This is a genomic window from Microbispora sp. CA-135349 (assembly GCF_050947365.1).
Classification (GTDB): domain Bacteria; phylum Actinomycetota; class Actinomycetes; order Streptosporangiales; family Streptosporangiaceae; genus Microbispora.
Map to the genome: position 1 here is coordinate 7,327,560 of NZ_CP192001.1, position 17,462 is coordinate 7,345,021.

Sequence of the window (17,462 nt, forward strand, 5' to 3'; positions counted from 1 at the left end):
GCGCGGGGGTGCGCTCAGCGTGGCGGTTTGGGCAGCCCGAGCCCGAGCATGGCGATCAGCTCGCGCTGGACCTCGTTGACGCCGCCGCCGAAGGTGAGCACGAGCGCGCCCTTGACGCCGCGGTCCATCCGTTCGATCAGGTCGCGCGTCTCCTCGTCGTACGGGTCGCCGAAGCGGGCCAGCGTGTCGCCGACGATCCGGCCGACGTCCTGCACCCGCTCGGAGGCGTAGATCTTGGTGGCCGAGGCGTCGGGCGCGCCCAGCCAGCCGAGGTCCATCGACGCCGCGACCTGCCAGTTCAGCAGCTCGTTCGTCCGGAAGTACGCGTACACCTCGGCGACGGCCCGCCGTACGTCGGGGTGTTCCCACAGCGGCACGCCGTCGCGGCCCGGATGGGTCTTGGCCCAGCGGACGAAACGATCGAGGGTGTGCGCGAGTGTGCCGGCGGGCCCGAGCGTGACACGCTCGTGGTTGAGCTGACTGACGATCAGGTCCCAGCCCTTGTTCACCTCGCCGACGACCATGTCGAGCGGGACGCGCACGTCCGAGTAGTACGTGGCGTTGGTGTGGTGGCGGCCGTCCATGGTGGTGATCGGCGTCCAGGAGAATCCGGGGTCCGCGCAGTCGACGATCATCATGGTGATTCCCCGGTGCCTGTCCGCCGCCGGGTCGGTGCGCGCGGCCAGCCAGATGTGGCCGGCGTGGTGGGCGCCCGAGGTGAACACCTTCTGCCCGTTGACCACGTAGTGGTCGCCGTCCAGCACCGCCGTCGTGCGCAGCGAGGCGAGATCGGTGCCCGCCTCCGGCTCGCTGTAGCCGATCGCGAAGTGACACTCTCCGGCCAGGATGCGCGGCAGGAAGAACTCCTTCTGCGCGTCCGTGCCGTACCTCATCAGCGTCGGGCCGACCGTCTGCAATGTGATCACGGGGTAGGGCACCTCGGCCCGGGCGACCTCGTTGGCGAAGATCTGCTGCTCGACGGAGCCGTAGCCGCCTCCGCCGTACTCCTCCGGCCACCCGAGGCCGAGCTTGCCGTCGCGGCCCAGCCTGCGGCAGTGCGCCATGTACGCCTCGCCGAACGGGTCCCGGGCGATCTCGGCGCGCTCCTCGCCCGTCAGGCAGGACGCGAAGTAGGCCCGCAGGTCGTCGCGGAGCCGCCGCTGCTCCGCCGTCAGTTCGATGAACATCAGACCAGGGCTCCGATCAGGTCGAGCTGGGCCTGCTCACCGCCCAGCAGATGGGCGAGGTGCTTGCCCAGGCCGAAGTAGCGGTGCAGCGGATAGGTCAGGTCGAGGCCGACGCCGCCGTGCAGATGCTGACAGGTGTAGAGCGCCCGCACGGCCTGCCCCGCCGCGTTGTAGGCGGCGACGGCGAGGTCGCGCTCCGCGGGCAGCCCCTCGGTCAGCCGCCACGCCCCCGTCCACATGGCGACGTCGAGCGCGCGTGCGGCGATGTAGACGTCGGCGATCTGCATGGTCACCGCCTGGAACTCGGCGAGCACCCGGCCGAACTGCCTGCGCGTGGCGATGTGTCCCTTGGTCAGCGCGAGCGCGCCGGCCAGCACTCCGGAGGCGGCCGCGGTCACGGCCGCGAGGGTGTTCAGCCGCAACGCGGCCACGGCCGCGCCGTCCGGCTCCCCCACCATCTCGCCCGGCGCGTCCTCGAGGATGACCGCGGCCGCGGGCTCCCCGGTCGCCGACGGGACCGGGCACAACAGCGCGTCCCCGGGCCGTACGAGGAACAGCGCGGCCCCGGACCCGGACCGCGCGGGCACGAGAATGGCCGACGCCTCGGCGGCGTACGGGACGATCCCGGGCCGCCCGGTGATCCGGCCGTCCCCGGCGATCGCGGCCGGCGGATCGCCGGGGCCCGCTCCGGCCTCGCGGAAGGCGACGGTCAGCACCTCCTCCCCCTCGCCGAACGGCGCGAGCGCCCGCCGCTGGGCGTCCGTGCCGTGCCCGGCGACGGTCAGCGCGGCGATCAGACCGGTCAGCGCGGGAACCGGCGCGGCGCGGGCTCCCACCTCACGAAGGATCACCGCCGCCGCGAGCGGGCCGAGTCCGGCACCGCCCGCCTCGGACGGCAGGCACGCGCCGAGCAGGCCCGCCTGCGCCAGCGCCTTCCACGCCCCCGCGTCGTACGGCCGGCCGCCGCGCTCGTGCGCCTCGATCCTGGCCTGGTCCGCCTCGCGGTCCAGCACCGACGCGGCCAGCGCGCGCAACTCGGCATGGGTCTCGTCGAGATCGAAGTCCACCGCGCCTCCCGCGTGTGCCGCCGAGTTGCCTGTGGGGCGAGATCACCGCCCAGTTCCGCAAAGTAGAACAGATTCTAATCTCTGTCCAGAGGGTGGCCCCGAAGCGGTGGCGACACGCGGCGGAAACACGAAAGTCATCAACATGCCAGCACTTTTGTGACCCGCGGGTAACCACCGAGCGGGAGCCGAAATCAGATAACGTGTTCCTATGCGCACTTCGCATACAGTCGCCGACGCTCCACCACCGCTCCCCGAAGGTCCTTCCGGCGCGGGCGGCCATCCGGCTCCGGCCACTCCGAGTGTCCGCACCAGGAGCCAGCACCAACGGCGTCGGCGCATCGTCCAGGCGGCGGCCGCCCTCGCCTCCCGCGGAGGCGTCGAGGCGATGCAGATGCGCACGGTCGCCGAGCGCGCCGGCGTCGCACTGGGAACGCTCTACCGCTACTTCCCCTCCAAGATGGACCTGGTCGTGGCGGTGGTCGGCGAGGAGATCGACCTGCTCGAATCCAGCATCGAGCGGCGCCCGCCGAGCGCGGCACACCCCGCGGGCCGCGCGGTCGACGTGCTGATGCGGGCGACCCGCGGCCTGATGCGCGAGCCGGAACTCGCCGACGCGCTCATCCGCTCACTGATCATGGCCGAGGTGGAGGCGCCGTTCGGCGACCGGATGGCGAGCCTGCTGCTGCGTGTCGCCGGCAACGGCCGCTCGGTTCCACCGTCGGAGGACCTGCCCGCGGAGGACCAGCTCGTGCTCACCGGCTCCCTCACCGGAGTGTGGGTGCAGGAGTTGCTGGAGATGCTGCGCGGGCGGCGCACCTACGAGCAGATCCAGCACCGCATCGAGATCGCCGCCGAGAGGTTGCTGGCGGGTTTCTAGATTCCCGTTCCGACAGCGCCCCCGCTCGCCGGCGTCACGTCATCCGCTCTTCGCATGACCGCCCGCGAGCCGATCATGTCCAATCACCCCTATTCGGTTAGAACATGTTTCAGTTCTACGGCAACGCGCCGGGCCCGGACTCGTGCGCCTCGACGAGGGCCTTCGGCGCGGTGAGGCACCACGCCTCGGTGACCAGCTCGAACAGCTCGTCCGCGTCGATCTTCGCCAGATGGACCACGACCCAGCCGAAACGCCCGGCGGTGAACTGCGGCTCGAACACCTCGGGCCGCTCGGCCACCAGCGCGATCTGCTCCTCGATCGTCGCCTTGAGGCCCACCGTCTCGGTGCGCTCCCACAGGTAGCCGAAGCCCTTGCCGCGCACCTTGAACGAGACCCAGTCGCCGCCCTGGCCCTGGCTGACCTCGGGCAGCCGGTCCAGCATGGCCAACAACTCCTCGACACTCACACCCATGCGCCCAGTCGTACCAGAGCCCACCGACAGGACGGCGACAGCGATCCGTCACCCCCGAGGCGCTTGACGGGCCGTGACCACGGCAATAGAACACGTTGCAGAGCAGCGCGAGCAAGCGACTGATCGCCGTATCCGATCCCGCCGGCCCCCGGCAGGCCGATCGTCCCTCTTACCAAGGGCAGCCAAACCCGATTAGGTGAATCCCATGGACATCAACCTCGTCGACAAGGACCGTTACGCGCGCAGCGGGGTTCCGCACGACCAGCTCCGCTGGCTCAGGGAGAACGCGCCCGTCTACTGGCACGAGGGACAGGACGACTGGCCCGGATTCTGGACGATCACCAAGCACGCGGACGTCGTCCACGTCTCCCGTCACTCCGACCTGTTCTCTTCGGCCCGCAAGCTGGCGTTGTTCGACGAGATGCCGGAGGAGCAGCGCGAGTTCCAGCGGCTGATGATGCTCAACCAGGACCCGCCCGAGCACACCCGGCGCCGTTCTCTGGTCAACCGCGGCTTCACCCCGCGGCAGATCGGGCGGCTGGAGGAGCACATCCGCGACATCTGCCACGCGCTGGTGGACGAGATCCAGGGCAAGCCCGAGGTCGACTTCGTCCGGGACATCGCCGCACCGTTGCCGCTGTATGTGATCTGCGAGCTGCTCGGCGCGCCGGTCGAGGACCGCGACAAGATCTTCGAGTGGTCCAACCGCATGATCGGCAGCGACGACCCCGACTACTCCACCGGCCCGGAGGAGGGGCAGGCCGCCGCCATCGAGGTCTACTCCTACGCCCACAGCCTCGCTGAGGCGCGCAGGCGGGACCCGCGCGACGACATCGTCACCAGGCTCCTGCAGCCCGACGAGGACGGGCAGACGCTGACCGAGGACGAGTTCGACCTGTTCGTCCTGCTGCTGATCGTGGCGGGCAACGAGACCACCAGGAACGCCGCGTCCGGCGGCATGCTGACCCTCTTCGAGCATCCGGACCAGTGGAAGCGCCTGGTCGACGACCCCTCCCTCGCCAGGACGGCCGCCGACGAGATCGTCCGGTGGGTCTCCCCGGTCAACCTGTTCCGGCGTACGGCCATGGCGGACACCGAGATCCGCGGCCAGAAGATCGCCGAGGGCGACAAGGTGGTGGTCTTCTACGCGTCGGCCAACAGGGACGAGGAGGTCTTCGAGCGGCCCGACGAGTTCGACATCGGCCGCGACCCCAACCCGCAGATCGGCTTCGGCGGCGGCGGGGCGCACTTCTGCCTCGGCAACCACCTGGCCAAGCTGGAGCTTCGGGTGCTGTTCGAGGTGCTGGCGCAGCGCCTGCCCGGCATCCGGCAGAGCGGCGACGCCACGCGGCTGAGGTCCAATTTCATCAACGGCATCAAGACACTGCCCGTCACCCTCGGCTGAAGGGCGGCGAGGACGGCGGGGTCAGAAGGTCAGGGCCAGGCGCGGCCGGGCCGCGACCCCGCCGTTCCGATCGGCGCCTGCCGGGCCGGAATCCGGCTCCGCGGCCGGGTAGCGTGACAGCAGCGGAGAGTCCCCGAGCGCCAGGGCGACTGCGCCGAGGGCGCCGGCGACGTCGCCCAGCGCCGCCCGGCGCAGGGTCAGCCGGTGGCGCGAGATCGGCACCGCGCCCGCGTTCAGAGCCTCCCGAACGGGCCCAAGGAGCGGAGCGCCGATCTGGGCCAGCTCACCGCCGATCACGATCACCCTGGGCCCGATCGCATTGGACAGCGCGGCGAGCACCCGGCCGATCTGGGTGCCCACGTCGCGCAGCAGGACCCGGGCGATCGGGTCTCCCGCCGCCACGGCCGCCGCCAGGGCGGGCAGGTCGTCGCCGTGGCCGCCCCGGGCGCGGTAGGCGTCGAGCACCGCCCTGATCGAGGCGACGGTCTCCAGGCATCCGGTGCCGCCGCATTCGCAGGGCCTTCCCGCCGGGTCCACCGGAATGTGGCCGATCTCCCCGGACACCCCGTCGGCGCCGCGGTGCAGCACGCCTCCGGCCACCACCCCGCCGCCGACGCCGTACGAGAGTCGTAGGTAGAGGACGTCCCGGTCGCCGGCGGCCGCGCCCCACATCGACTCGGCGAGCGCCGCGAGCCTGGTGTTGTTGTCCAGCAGCACCGGCCCGCCGAAGCGCTCCCCGAGCAGAGTCCCGACGCCGGAGAGGGTCCCGTCCTGCGCCCCGGCCAGCGGCCCCACGACGCCCACGCCGACGCCCCTGAGCGCCCTGCGCCACGTCTCCGCGCCGGCAAGCCCGCGGACGAGGCGTTCGGCGAGGGCCACCCGATCCGGCCACGGCAGACCTGGCGCGTGCGCCTCCCCCGCCGAGCCCACCAATTCGTACGTCACGCCGACGGCCGCGACGTGCACCGCACGCCGGGCGAAGTCGATGCCGAGGGCCTGGCCCACCGAGGTGTTGAGCATCAGCTTCTCGGCCGGACGCCCCCGGCCGCGTGGTCCCTCGTCCGGCACCGCGGTGACCACCGCGCCCGTGGCCAGCAGCCCGCTGAGCGTGTCGTGCAGGGTCGTGCGCGACAGACCACACCGCCGGCTGATCTCGCCCCGGTTGAGCGGGCCGTGCCCGCGCAGCAGGCCGAGCACGGCCTGCTCGTGCCCGCGCCGCACCGCGGACACCGGGCCGGCGGACGCCAGGCCATAAGACACGAGGCCATTCGATCGCATGGCGAAAAGGATGCACAATTGGTAGGTTTTGTGTCAATTTTGCGCCGACTGCCGGCAGGCGTCCTCCCGCCTCCGCACGCGGATCAGCGGTTGTGCATGGGCGGGCGAGACCGGGCGGCAAGGGTACGGGGAGATCTTGACAGCGTGCGTGCGGCGGCTCACGATTCGCTGGAACCGCCCTTCCCGCCCCATCGCCCCGCATCGCGGGCGCGCGTCCCGAAGGGGGATCCATGCGCTCTTCCCGCACATCGTCCGGCATCGCAGCGGCCGGTCTCCTGCTGGCCGCACTGTCGGCCGCCCCCGCTCACGCGGCGGCCCTTTCGCCCCCGCCCGGCTACGGGTGCGAGGTGACCTACGCCAGCGCCGACTGGGCCACGGGCTTCACCGCCCTGTTGACGATCTCCAACACCGGCTCCAAGCCCTTCAGCCCGTGGATCCTGCAGTTCCTGTTCTCCGGCGACCAGAAGATCACGATCGGCTGGAGCGCGACCTGGACGCAGACACCCCCGAGCGTCCAGGCCGTCAACCCCAGTTGGGTGAAGAGCATCGCCCCCGGCGCGAGCACCTCCCTCGGCTTCCAGGGCACCTACAGCGGGGTCAACGACAAACCGACCGACTTCACTCTCAACGGCGTGCCCTGCGGAGTGACCTACACGGACATCTCCTAGGGAGCCGTTCCGAGCGGACGGATCGTGACCTCCGACAAGAGCGCCCGGCAGGCCGGCGGGACGACGGCGGGAGGCCGGCAGGCCTCCCGCTCGCGGAACACCGCCGGGCACCGGCCGCAGGCGTGCGATCCGGTGAACGCCGGCTCAGATGTTGACGATCTCGACGTCGGCGATCTCCGAGGTGTGCGCGTCGCACTGCGCGGCCGACACGCCGCTGCCGTAGACGATCGATCCCCTGGCGTAGTAATGGCTTCCGTTCCTGAAGCGCTCGCAAGTGAGCTGGATGTACCACCCCGACCCTGTGCTGTTCCAGCAGTCGGCGGCAACGCGTCCGACCGACAGGTTGTAACTGAACTGGCAGTTGGCCGGGTCTACGGCGGCCTGGGCGGGCCGGGCGGTCACAGCGAGGACGCTCATCGCGCCGATGACGACGGCGGCGGCGGCGCCGGCGCGTGCGCGGATGACACTGAACATGGTCACCTCTCCGTGTTCGACTCCGTGTTCGACGTGATCCGAACGTATCCGCGCCCGCCCACGGCGAAGTCTCAGCCGGGTCTCAACCTTCCCGCCTCCGCGCACCGGCCCGCCGGCGCGCACGACCCACCGGCCGCCTTCGAGGAGGCCGCCCGTGCTGTCGTCGCAGCGTTGGACGAGGCGGGTGCGTCGGCGATCGTCAACGTCGCGGGCCCGCTCGGCGTCGGCAAGAGCCGTCTGCTCGCGACGCTGTCGTCCGGATTCGTGGACCTCCGCACGCCGGCCGAGGTCCATACGCCGGCTGACGGCGACCTGGACGGCCGTGCTCCGCTCGCCATCGACGGTGTCGACACCGACCGCCGTGCGGCCGCGGCGGCGCGTCTCCTGGACCGGGCCGGTCGCGGCCGGTTCCTGATCGCCGGCCGGCTGCCCCTGGCCTCACGGCCCGGGTGGGCGCACAGGCCGCTCGTCACCGTCGAGCTCGGGCCGTGGTCGCCCGCCGACATCCGCGGGCTCGCCTGTGCGCTCGGGGTGACGGACCCGGCGCGCGCCGACCTGGTCGTACGGCTCAGCGGCGGGATCCCGCTCATCGCGGACTCGCTGTGCCGGGCGATCCGCAGAGGCGGCGAACCCGGCCCCGAGGGCGCGCCGGCCGATGCGGCCGCCTCCGAGGTCCTGCTTCGCCTGGGCGTGGAGTCCCGGGGGATTCCTCCCGAGGTGCTGGCGATCGTCGCCGCCGTCGACGGAGCGGACGAGGATCTCCTCACCGCCCTGACACGGCTTCCGCCCGGGGCCTTCACGCGGCTGGGAAGGCTGAGCGTGATCCGCCCGGACCGGCACGGGCTGACCGTCGCCGAGCCGTACCGCACGCTCTTCGATCTCGCCTATCGCTGGCGTCACCCGGTGCTCCGCGACGACATGGCCGCCCGGGCCGCCGAGCATCGGCACCGCCAGCTGGCCCGCACCGCCGACCCACCGCTGCGGGCCCGGCTCGCCGACCAGGTTCTCTACCTGTCGGGGAACCGACGTGCGCGCCGTGATCTGTACGCCGACGGGCGCGGCGAGTTCTCGATCCGGCGCGCGGGCGAGGGCGACGACGAGGCGATCGGCCGCCTGATCCGGTTGTGGGGCGACGCCGAGGGCCTGGCGGAACGCCAGGTGGAGCGGATGCGGGATCTGTGGCTCTCCGGCGCCGACCATGGCTTCCATCTCGCGGTGGACACCGACGATCACGCGGTGGGGATGGTCAACCTCACGCCGCTGGATCCCGGCGGCGCACCGGCGCTGGAGCCGCTGCTCCAGCAGTACGCGGACACGGTGCTGAACCTCGGGCGGTCCGGATGGGTCGTCGGCATGATGGCGGTCGAGCCGCAGTTCGCCCGGGCTCAGCCCGCACTCGTCCGCCACATCCTCACCGCGGGGATCGACTGCGGCCGGCTCGTCGTGTCCACGCCGTGGATCCCCTACCAGGAGATGGCGGCGCGCTTCGGCCTGCGCCGCATGGGCGACACGCGGCACGACGTCTACCGGTGCGGCCGGCCGAGCGCCCTCTACACCCGCACGTTCACGCCGCAGAACCTGTCCGGATGGCTGCGGCGGATGCAGGACCCTCACTCCGCGGGACCCGGCCGGACGGCCGAACTCGTCCGCGCCGCGTTGCGGGACCTTCGCGCACCGACCCGGGCGGCCGCATCGGGCCCGCGCCCGGCGCCCGCGCTCGCCGATCTCCTGCGGCAGGCCGTGGAGGCGCTCGCGTCGTCGGCGTCGGCCGTGGACGCCGAGGCCGGTGAGATCCTCCGCCTGTACTACCTCGCCCGCGCCGGAGGCCACGACCTCCTCGCGCATCGCCTCCACCTGTCCAGGGCCACCTACTTCCGCCGTCTCGAACACGGCATCCGCAAGGTCGCGGAGGCGGTGAGCCGGGATCTCACTCCCCCGTGACTCCCGGTCAGGCCCAGGAGGAGTCCTGCTCGGGGTCGCCGCCGTCGGCGAGCAGGCGCAGGTCGGCCTCGACCATCATCGCCACGAGCTCCTCGAACGACACCGTCGGCTCCCAGCCGAGCTGGGTGCGGGCCTTCTTCGGGTCGGCGCACAGCAGGTCGACCTCCGCCGGGCGGTGCAGGGACGCGTCGCAGACGACGTACCGTTCCCAGTCCAGATCGGCGGCCGCGAACGCCGCCTCGACCAGCTCGCGCACCGAGTGCGTGCGTCCCGTGCCGATGACGTAGTCCTCGGGCTCGCCGGCCGCCAGCATCATGTGCATCGCCCGGACGAAGTCGCCGGCGAAGCCCCAGTCACGGCGCGCCTCCAGGTTGCCCAGGCGCAGCTCCGCGGCCATCCCGAGCTTGATCCGTGCCACGCCCAGCGAGACCTTGCGGGTGACGAACTCGGCGCCCCGCCGGGGCGACTCGTGGTTGAACAGGATCCCCGACACCGCGAACATCCCGTACGACTCGCGATAGTTCTGCGTGAGGAAGTGCCCGTACGCCTTGGCCACGCCGTAGGGCGACCTGGGGTGGAACGGCGTGCGCTCGGTCTGCGGCGTCTCCCTGACCTGCCCGAACATCTCCGAGGACGACGCCTGGTAGAAGCGGATCTGCCCGGCGGCCGTGCCGCGCGAGGCGGTGATCCCCGAGCAGACGCGGATGGCCTCCAGCACCCGGAGCACACCCATGCCGGTCACCTCGGCGGTCAGCTCGGCCTGCTCCCACGACATCGGCACGAACGAGATCGCGCCGAGGTTGTAGACCTCGTCCGGCTGCACCTTCTCCACGGCCGAGATCAGCGAGCCCTGGTCGAGCAGATCACCGCGGACCAGCCGGACGTCCTGCAGGAGCCGGCGCACGCGCGGGACGCGCGGGTTGGCCTGCCCGCGGACCAGGCCCCAGACCTCGTATCCCTCGCTCAGCAGGTGTTCCGCGAGATAGGAGCCGTCCTGACCGGTGATGCCGGTGATCAGCGCACGCCTGGCCAACGGATCCTCCTCGTAGCGCCCAACTTGGCCTATGAGAGGCGAATGTACCGTCCTGCCCGGCCTCGCCTGCATACACCCACTAGAACGCGTTACACCGAATCTCGTTCGAGTAAGCCAAGTCCCCAGGTCGGGCAGGGTGGGAGTCGAGCGAGGACCCTTTCCACCTCACCTACCCCATCTAAGGTCAAATGGTAGTGTTCCTGGCGAGCAGCCCCACGGGGGCACGGCGGGAAACCGGCTGGAAAGGGGTGCCTCTTGGCGGAGAGGCTGCGAGTCGCGCTGCTGTCCTACCGCAGCAAGCCCACCTGCGGCGGCCAGGGGGTGTATCTGCGCCACATAAGCCGCGAGCTCGTCGCTCTGGGCCACCATGTCGAGGTCTTCTCCGGCCAGCCGTACCCGGAGCTGGACGAGGGCGTGATCCTCAACAAGGTGCCGAGCCTGGACCTCTACCGTGACGAGGACCCGTTCCGTACCCCCAAACGCGACGAATACCGCGACTGGATCGACGCGCTCGAGGTCGCCACGATGTGGACGGCCGGTTTCCCCGAGCCGCTGACGTTCAGCCTGCGGGCCTACCGGGAGCTGAAGAGGCGGCGGGGCGACTTCGACGTCGTCCAGGACAACCAGACCCTCGGATACGGCCTGCTCGGCATTCAAAAGATCTTCCCGGTGGTCGGCACCATCCACCACCCGATCAGCGTGGACCGGCGGATCGAGCTGAAGGCCGCCAAGGGCTGGAAGCGGCTGTCAATGCGGCGCTGGTACGGCTTCGTCCGCATGCAGAGCATCGTGGCGCCCCGGCTCAGCCCGATCCTGACCGTCAGCGAGTCGTCACTGGCCGACATCCACCGCGACTTCAACGTGCCGCAGTCCAACATGCGGCTGATCCCGCTCGGCGTCGACACGCGGTTCTTCCACCCCCGGCCGGAACTGCCGAAGCGGGAGAACTCGATCGTGGCCGTGGCCAGCGCGGACTCGCCCATGAAGGGCGTGGCGACCCTGCTGCGGGCGGTCGCCAAGCTCGCCACCGAGCGCGAGGTCAACCTCACCGTGGTGAGCAGGCCGACGCCCGGCGGGCCGACCGAGCAGCTGGTCAACGAGCTGTCGCTGCACGACCGCGTGCGGTTCGTGCACGGCATCCCGGACGAGGAGCTGGCCGAGCTGATCGCCACCTCCGAGGTCGCGGTGGTCCCCTCGCTGTACGAGGGCTTCTCGCTGCCGGCCGTGGAGCACATGGCGTGCGGCACGCCGCTGGTCGCCTCGCGTACCGGCGCCCTGCCCGAGGTGGTCGGCGACGCGGCCGTGCAGGTCACCCCCGGCGACCCCGAGGAGCTCGCCGCCGTCCTGCGCCGCCTGCTCGACTCCCCCGGGGAGCGCGCCGAGCACGGCCGCCGCGGCTACGAGCGCGTGATGGAGCGCTACGCGTGGCCGGTGGTCGCCAAGCGCACCGTCGAGGCCTACCACGAGGCCATCGCCGCGCACCGCCCCTCCCGGTGACCCCGAAGCCCGTGACCACCGATCCCGGCGACTATCGATCTCGGCGACCACCGGAACCGGTGACTCCCGGAACCGCAGACCGCCGGAACCGGTGACCTCCGAAAGCCTCCCGTGAGCCCCGAAAGCCCCTCCGTGACTTCCGAAGGTCTCCCGGCGACTCCCCGAAACCCACGAAAGGCAGGCACCGAGTGCTGACCGTCGACTTCAACCGGCTGCCCGTCGGCCCGGGCGACCGCGTTCTCGACCTCGGGGCCGGTGGTGGCCGGCACGCCTTCGAGGTGCTGCGCCGGGGCGCCGACGTGGTCGCCTTCGACATGGACGCCGCCGAGATGGAGAGCGTGGCGGCCATGTTCGCGGCCATGGACAAGGAGGGCGAGGTGCCGGCGGGCGCGACCGGCGAGACCGTCGTCGGCGACGCCCTCGGCATGCCGTTCCCCGACGCCTCGTTCGACCGCGTCATCGCCGCCGAGGTGCTTGAGCACATCCCCGACGACATGGCCGCGATGCGCGAGATCGTACGCGTGCTGAAGCCGGGCGGACGGGCCGCGATCACGGTGCCGAGCTTTCTGCCCGAGCGGATCTGCTGGGCCCTGTCGGAGGACTACCACACCGCCCCCGGCGGACATATCCGGATTTATACGTTGGCCGAGCTCCAGGCGAAGCTGAAGGCCTCCGGGCTGGAGGTCGGCGGCCACCACTACGCCCACGGCCTGCACTCGCCGTACTGGTGGATCAAATGCGCGGTCGGGGTGAACGACGACCAGCACCCGCTGGCCAAGGCCTACCACGAGCTGCTCGTCTGGGACATCATGAAGCGCCCCCTCGCCACCCGGCTGGCCGAGGCCGTGCTCAACCCCCTGATCGGCAAGAGCGTCGTGGTCTACGTCCGGAAGCCGGCATGAGGCGGGTGCCGGACGTCCCGGGGATCATCACCGCAGAGCAGGTCGTCCGTACGGCCGAGAGCATCGCCGCCGTCCAGGACGACCAGGGCGGCGTGCCCTGGCCCGAGGGCCACATCGACGCGTGGAACCACATCGAGTGCCTGATGGCGCTGACCGTGGCCGGGCTGCGCGCCGAAGCCCGCAAGGGCTACGACTGGCTCGTGCGGCACCAGCGCCCGGACGGCTCCTGGCCGATGAAGGTGCGCGACGGCGAGCCCGCCGAGGCGGCCGGGGAGTCGAACCACGCGGCGTACATCGCGGTGGGGGTCTGGCACGACCTGCTCGTGACCGGCGACGAGGACTTCGCCCGGTCGATGTGGCCGGTGGTGGCGCGGGCCCTCGACTTCGTCATCGGCCTGCAGACCGCGCGCGGCGAGATCCTGTGGCAGCGCGACGCCGAGGGACGCCCGGCGGACTACGCCCTGCTCACCGGCTGCTCGTCCATCCACCAGGGCCTGCGGTGCGGGGCACTGCTCGCCGAGCGGCTCGGCGACCCGCAGCCCGACTGGGAACTCGCCGCCGACCAGCTCGGCCACGTGATCGCCGGCCACCCGGAGGCGTTCGCCGACAAGAGCCGGTTCTCGATGGACTGGTACTACCCCGTGCTCGGCGGCGCCGTACGCGGCGCGGCGGCGGCCCGGCGGTTCGACCAGGAATGGGACACCTTCGTCGTGTCCGGCCTCGGCGCGCGCTGCGTCTCCGACCAGCCCTGGGTGACCGGCGCGGAGTCGTGCGAACTGGTGCTCGCGCTCGACGCCGCCGGGCTGCGGGAGCGTGCGCTGGCGGTCTTCGCCGACATGCAGCACCTGCGCCACGAGGACGGGTCCTACTGGACCGGCTGGCAGTTCGTGAACGAGCGGCACTTCCCCAACGAGCGCTCGGGCTACACGGCCGCCGCGGTGGTGCTCGCCGCGGACGCCCTCGCCCGCGCGACCCCCGGCTCGGGGATCTTCCGCGACGCCGGCGGCCGGGAGGCCCGCATCACCGGCGAGTGCGGCTGCGAGCGCGCCCGCGCCTGACCGGCCGGCCCGTGCGCGGCCTTCAGCCGTCGAAGCGGCCGCGGGAGGCCTCGATGTCACCGAGGTATCGGTGGGTCCAGTCGCACATCCCGTCGACGACAGCCCGCAGGGCCCGGCCCGGCTCCGTGAGGGTGTAGTCGACCCGCGGCGGCACGGTGGGATGCACGGTCCGCTCGACCAGGCCGTTGCGCTCCAGCATGCGCAGATTCTGGGTGAGCATCTTGTGGCTGACACCCTCGATCTCGTCGCGCAACTCGCTGAAGCGCCGGGTGCGATCACCGATGGACTCGATGATCAGCAACGCCCACTTGTTCGCGATGTCGGAGAAGATCTCCCGCGCCAGAGAGTCCGCCCGCGTCAGGTCCGCTTCCTCCGGCGAGCCGCTGAACTGCTTGGTCACCATGAGGTTCCCCTGTCACCGAAAAGTGCGTTCTTCCTTGTCAGCGGTCACTCTCCTACAGTTCCTCGGTAACCACAAGAGACTAATGAGGAGGTGGGCAGCATGGCCCTCACTCTGCTGAACCCCGCGGGACTGCCGGAGATCGACGCCTACCGGCAGGTATCGGTCGCGACCGGGTCGAAACTGGTCTTCGTCGCCGGACAGGTCGCCTGGGACGCCGACGGGGTCACGGTCGGCGAAGGCGACCTCGCCGCCCAGGTCGAGCAGTGTTACCTGAACGTCGCCACCGCTCTGGCCGGGGCCGGTGCTTCCTTCGCGAACGTGGCGAAACTGACCGTCTACGTGGTCGACTGGACTCCCGCCAAGATGCCGCTGTTCCTGGAGGGGGTCGCCCGGGCCTCCGCGAAGCTGGGGGTCACCCCGGTGCCGCCCGGCACGCTGCTGGGCGTCGCGGCGCTGGACGTGCCCGAGCATCTGGTCGAGGTCGAGGCCACCGCCGTCATCGAGTGAGCACGCCCGGCGGGGTGCGCCGTCAGAGGCGTTCCAGCACGCGCAGCGACCCGACGACCCGCACCTCGCGGAAGGCGCCCGACTCCAGCGCGCGCAGATAGACCCGGTACGGCGCCTGCCCGCCGTCGGCCGGGTCGGGGTAGATGTCGTGGAAGACCAGCGCGCCGCCCTTCATGACGTGCGGCGCCCATCCCTCGTAGTCGGCGGTCACCGGCTCCTCCGAGTGGCCGCCGTCGACGAACAGCACGGCCAGCGGAGTCGACCAGTGGCGGGCGACCGTCGCCGAGGCGCCCACGATCGCGATCACCTCGTCCTCCAGGCCGGCGGCCGCGATCGTGTCGCGGAAGAACGGCAGCGAGTCCATCCGCCCGGTCTTCGGGTCCACCAGCTCGGGGTCGTGGTGCGGCCAGCCCGGCTGGATCTCCTCCGACCCCCGGTGGTGGTCCACCGTGAAGACCACCGTGCCCGCCCGCCGCGCCCCCGCGCCCAGGTAGATCGCCGACTTGCCGCAGTAGGTGCCGACCTCGCAGATCGGCCCGCGGGAGCCGTACGCGCAGGCGATCTCGTACAGCGCCTCGCCCTCGGCGGGCGGCATGAACCCGCGCGCGTCCTCGGCGGCGCGGCGCAGGTCGTCGGGCATCGGGGTCACCATGACGGGCACCTTATCCAATAGGCCGAACGAGGTTCGGCGAGCCCCTTGTCGGCCCTGATGCAACGTGTTCTACTTTGCTTCGTGAACCAGCGCGGCCGCATCGCGATGAGCGAGGACGAGATCGCCGGGCTCCTGCGGGACGCCCGCAAGCTCCAGCTCGGCACGATCAACCCCGACGGCACGCCCCACCTGGTCACCATGTTCCACGGACTCGACGACGGCCGCGTCACGTTCTGGACGTACGCCAAGTCGCAGAAGGCCCGCAACATCGACCGCGACCCGCGGGTGAGCTGCCTGATCGAGACCGGGGACGAGTACACGCAGCTGCGCGGCGTGCTCGTCTACGGCGAGGCGCGGCTGATCGACGACCCGGGGGCCGTCCTGGAGGTCGGCCTGGACGTCACCCGGCGGATGACCGGCATGCCCGTCGACGGTCCCGAGGCCCGGGGATACGTCGAGCACACCGCGCGCAAGCGGGTGGCCTACGTGGTCGAGCCGGTTCGCGTGGTCTCCTGGGACCACCGCAAGCTCGGCGACGGGTCCGTCCCGCGGATCTCGCCGTAGCGGCCGCGAAAGGCGAAAGGTCCAAGAGACAGGCCCTAACGTGTGAACTCCAGCGCGAAGTGACGCACAGGAGGAGGACGCGCCATGAAGATCAAGGTCGATTACGACGTGTGCGAGGCCAACGCCGTCTGCATGGGCCTGGCACCCGAGGTCTTCGAGGTCGACGACGAGGACAACCTCCACGTTCTGATGCCCGAGCCGCCCGCCGAACTGCTCGATCGGGTCCGCCACGCGGTCCGGTCCTGTCCCAAGGCCGCGTTGTCGCTCGAGGACGAGTGACGCGCGGCACCCAACCCCCGAAAGACCAGGAGGTCCCATGCGCGGCGCGCTTCTGCACGCGGTCGGCGACGACAAGCTCGACATCAGAGACGACATCACGCTGACGCCGGTGGGTCCGGGCGACGTCCGGGTGCGGATCAGGGCCACCGGCGTCTGCCACTCCGACCTCTCGGTGCTCACCGGCGTGCTGCCGCAGCCGCTGCCGATCATTCCCGGTCACGAGGGCGCGGGCGAGGTCGCCGAGGTGGGCGAGGGGGTGACCGCGCTGCGGCCGGGCGACCACGTCATCATCAACTGGACGCCCGCCTGTGGCGACTGCCCGAGCTGCACGGTGGGGCAGCCGAACCTCTGCATGACGTACATGATGAAGAGCTTCGCCGAGCCCCGTTTCCGGTTCGGCGGCGACGACACTCCCGCGTTCGGCATGGCCGGGTGCGGCACCTGGGCCGAGGAGATCATCGTGCCCTGGCAGGGCGCCATCAAGGTCGACCCCGACGTGCCGTACGAGATCGCGGCGCTCATCGGCTGCGGCGTCACCACGGGTGTGGGCGCGGTGCTCAACACGGCGAAGGTGCGGCCCGGCGCGACGGTGGTCGTGGTGGGCTGCGGCGGCGTCGGCCTGTCGGTGATCCAGGGGGCCCGGATCTCCGGCGCGACCACGATCCTCGCGATCGATCCGCTGGAGTCCAAGCACGAGCTCGCGAAGAAGTTGGGGGCCACCCACGCCTGCACCCCCGACCAGCTTCCGGACGCGATCGGCACGCTGACCGGCGGTCAGGGCTTCGACCACGGCTTCGAGGCGGTCGGCAAGTCGGCGGCCATCATGACGGCCTGGCAGGCGACCCGGCGCGGCGGCGACGTCATCATCGTCGGCGCGGGGGCCATGGACGACCAGGTGCCGCTGACCGCCTTCAGCCTGCTGTTCGACGGCAAGAACATCCTCAGCTCCCTGTACGGCGGCGGCGACGTCCGCAGGGACTTCTCCCTGTTCGCCAAGCTCTACAAGGCGGGCAAGCTCGACCTCGACAGCATGATCAGTTCGCGCATCAAACTCGGTGACCTGAACGAGGCCGTCGCCGCCCTGCGCGGAGGCGAGGTGCTCCGGCAGATCGTCCTGTTCGACTGAGACGTCCCTCACCGCCGGAGATCTCCCTGGCGCGGGGGATATCTCCGGCGGGCCGGGGTAACCCGAGCGGCG

The 17,462-nt window shown here is 71.2% G+C and carries 19 protein-coding genes; 11 read left to right on the top strand and 8 right to left on the bottom strand.

Going from position 1 to position 17,462, the window contains the following annotated elements; all coding sequences use genetic code 11:
- Window positions 1-14: 14 nt before the first annotated feature.
- Entirely contained in the window at window positions 15-1,187 is a 1,173-nt protein-coding gene (locus ACQPZZ_RS33745; RefSeq protein ID WP_432925772.1) for an acyl-CoA dehydrogenase family protein, read from the bottom strand.
- Complete coding sequence (locus ACQPZZ_RS33750) at window positions 1,187-2,254, bottom strand: acyl-CoA dehydrogenase family protein (protein ID WP_432925774.1); 1,068 nt, start codon at window positions 2,252-2,254, stop codon at window positions 1,187-1,189. Before ACQPZZ_RS33750 ends, ACQPZZ_RS33745 begins: the two co-directional genes overlap by 1 nt.
- A 208-nt stretch (window positions 2,255-2,462) precedes the next feature.
- Here ACQPZZ_RS33750 and ACQPZZ_RS33755 point away from each other — a divergent pair, with 208 nt between their 5' ends.
- Window positions 2,463-3,131 (top strand): TetR family transcriptional regulator, encoded by a 669-nt coding sequence (locus tag ACQPZZ_RS33755; protein WP_432925776.1) that lies wholly within the window; start codon window positions 2,463-2,465, stop codon window positions 3,129-3,131.
- Window positions 3,132-3,246: 115 nt separating this feature from the next.
- Here the strand turns inward: ACQPZZ_RS33755 and ACQPZZ_RS33760 are convergent, their stop codons facing one another.
- The gene (locus ACQPZZ_RS33760; protein ID WP_363643829.1) at window positions 3,247-3,603 is read right to left on the bottom strand and encodes an MmcQ/YjbR family DNA-binding protein; all 357 of its coding nucleotides are present in this window, start codon (window positions 3,601-3,603) and stop codon (window positions 3,247-3,249) included.
- 205 nt (window positions 3,604-3,808) lie between these two features.
- Between ACQPZZ_RS33760 and ACQPZZ_RS33765 the strand changes: the two genes are divergently transcribed.
- Window positions 3,809-5,008, top strand: coding sequence for a cytochrome P450 (locus tag ACQPZZ_RS33765; RefSeq protein ID WP_432925779.1), 1,200 nt, complete (start codon window positions 3,809-3,811; stop codon window positions 5,006-5,008).
- 21 nt (window positions 5,009-5,029) lie between these two features.
- Here the strand turns inward: ACQPZZ_RS33765 and ACQPZZ_RS33770 are convergent, their stop codons facing one another.
- Window positions 5,030-6,268: an ROK family protein gene (locus ACQPZZ_RS33770; protein ID WP_432925781.1), complete on the bottom strand. Its 1,239-nt coding sequence runs from the start codon at window positions 6,266-6,268 to the stop codon at window positions 5,030-5,032.
- 248 nt (window positions 6,269-6,516) lie between these two features.
- On the opposite strand from ACQPZZ_RS33770, the gene ACQPZZ_RS33775 reads away from it, so the two are divergent.
- The gene (locus tag ACQPZZ_RS33775; protein WP_432925783.1) at window positions 6,517-6,954 is read left to right on the top strand and encodes a cellulose binding domain-containing protein; all 438 of its coding nucleotides are present in this window, start codon (window positions 6,517-6,519) and stop codon (window positions 6,952-6,954) included.
- Between the two features lie 144 nt (window positions 6,955-7,098).
- Here ACQPZZ_RS33775 and ACQPZZ_RS33780 read toward each other — a convergent pair whose 3' ends face one another.
- Window positions 7,099-7,428: a hypothetical protein gene (locus ACQPZZ_RS33780; RefSeq protein ID WP_432925785.1), complete on the bottom strand. Its 330-nt coding sequence runs from the start codon at window positions 7,426-7,428 to the stop codon at window positions 7,099-7,101.
- A 12-nt stretch (window positions 7,429-7,440) separates the two neighbouring features.
- On the opposite strand from ACQPZZ_RS33780, the gene ACQPZZ_RS33785 reads away from it, so the two are divergent.
- The gene (locus tag ACQPZZ_RS33785) at window positions 7,441-9,369 is read left to right on the top strand and encodes a hypothetical protein (protein WP_432925787.1); all 1,929 of its coding nucleotides are present in this window, start codon (window positions 7,441-7,443) and stop codon (window positions 9,367-9,369) included.
- 7 nt (window positions 9,370-9,376) lie between these two features.
- Here ACQPZZ_RS33785 and ACQPZZ_RS33790 read toward each other — a convergent pair whose 3' ends face one another.
- A complete protein-coding gene (locus ACQPZZ_RS33790; protein WP_363643818.1) occupies window positions 9,377-10,402 on the bottom strand; it encodes a GDP-mannose 4,6-dehydratase in 1,026 nt (341 codons plus the stop codon).
- A 255-nt stretch (window positions 10,403-10,657) separates the two neighbouring features.
- On the opposite strand from ACQPZZ_RS33790, the gene ACQPZZ_RS33795 reads away from it, so the two are divergent.
- The 3 genes from ACQPZZ_RS33795 to ACQPZZ_RS33805 all read left to right on the top strand — a co-directional run bounded on the left by ACQPZZ_RS33795 (window position 10,658) and on the right by ACQPZZ_RS33805 (window position 13,859).
- Window positions 10,658-11,899: a glycosyltransferase family 4 protein gene (locus ACQPZZ_RS33795; RefSeq protein WP_363643816.1), complete on the top strand. Its 1,242-nt coding sequence runs from the start codon at window positions 10,658-10,660 to the stop codon at window positions 11,897-11,899.
- A gap of 188 nt (window positions 11,900-12,087) precedes the next feature.
- Window positions 12,088-12,801: a class I SAM-dependent methyltransferase gene (locus tag ACQPZZ_RS33800; protein ID WP_363643814.1), complete on the top strand. Its 714-nt coding sequence runs from the start codon at window positions 12,088-12,090 to the stop codon at window positions 12,799-12,801.
- Window positions 12,798-13,859, top strand: coding sequence for a prenyltransferase (locus ACQPZZ_RS33805; protein ID WP_432925791.1), 1,062 nt, complete (start codon window positions 12,798-12,800; stop codon window positions 13,857-13,859). The genes ACQPZZ_RS33800 and ACQPZZ_RS33805 overlap by 4 nt, the downstream gene beginning before the upstream one ends.
- A gap of 22 nt (window positions 13,860-13,881) precedes the next feature.
- On the opposite strand, the gene ACQPZZ_RS33810 is transcribed toward ACQPZZ_RS33805, so the two are convergent.
- A complete protein-coding gene (locus tag ACQPZZ_RS33810) occupies window positions 13,882-14,262 on the bottom strand; it encodes a winged helix-turn-helix transcriptional regulator (protein ID WP_363643811.1) in 381 nt (126 codons plus the stop codon).
- A 99-nt stretch (window positions 14,263-14,361) separates the two neighbouring features.
- On the opposite strand from ACQPZZ_RS33810, the gene ACQPZZ_RS33815 reads away from it, so the two are divergent.
- On the top strand, window positions 14,362-14,769 hold the full coding sequence (locus ACQPZZ_RS33815; RefSeq protein ID WP_432925793.1) for a RidA family protein: 408 nt from the start codon (window positions 14,362-14,364) through the stop codon (window positions 14,767-14,769).
- Between the two features lie 22 nt (window positions 14,770-14,791).
- Here the strand turns inward: ACQPZZ_RS33815 and ACQPZZ_RS33820 are convergent, their stop codons facing one another.
- Window positions 14,792-15,421: a class I SAM-dependent methyltransferase gene (locus ACQPZZ_RS33820; RefSeq protein WP_432925795.1), complete on the bottom strand. Its 630-nt coding sequence runs from the start codon at window positions 15,419-15,421 to the stop codon at window positions 14,792-14,794.
- A gap of 81 nt (window positions 15,422-15,502) precedes the next feature.
- On the opposite strand from ACQPZZ_RS33820, the gene ACQPZZ_RS33825 reads away from it, so the two are divergent.
- The 3 genes from ACQPZZ_RS33825 (at window position 15,503) to ACQPZZ_RS33835 (ending at window position 17,390) form a co-directional block, all read left to right on the top strand.
- The gene (locus tag ACQPZZ_RS33825; RefSeq protein WP_432925797.1) at window positions 15,503-15,985 is read left to right on the top strand and encodes a pyridoxamine 5'-phosphate oxidase family protein; all 483 of its coding nucleotides are present in this window, start codon (window positions 15,503-15,505) and stop codon (window positions 15,983-15,985) included.
- A gap of 84 nt (window positions 15,986-16,069) precedes the next feature.
- Window positions 16,070-16,264, top strand: a complete 195-nt coding sequence (locus tag ACQPZZ_RS33830; protein WP_030506197.1) for a ferredoxin — start codon at window positions 16,070-16,072, stop codon at window positions 16,262-16,264.
- Window positions 16,265-16,301: 37 nt separating this feature from the next.
- The gene (locus ACQPZZ_RS33835) at window positions 16,302-17,390 is read left to right on the top strand and encodes a Zn-dependent alcohol dehydrogenase (RefSeq protein WP_432925800.1); all 1,089 of its coding nucleotides are present in this window, start codon (window positions 16,302-16,304) and stop codon (window positions 17,388-17,390) included.
- The last annotated feature ends 72 nt before the right edge of the window (window positions 17,391-17,462 follow it).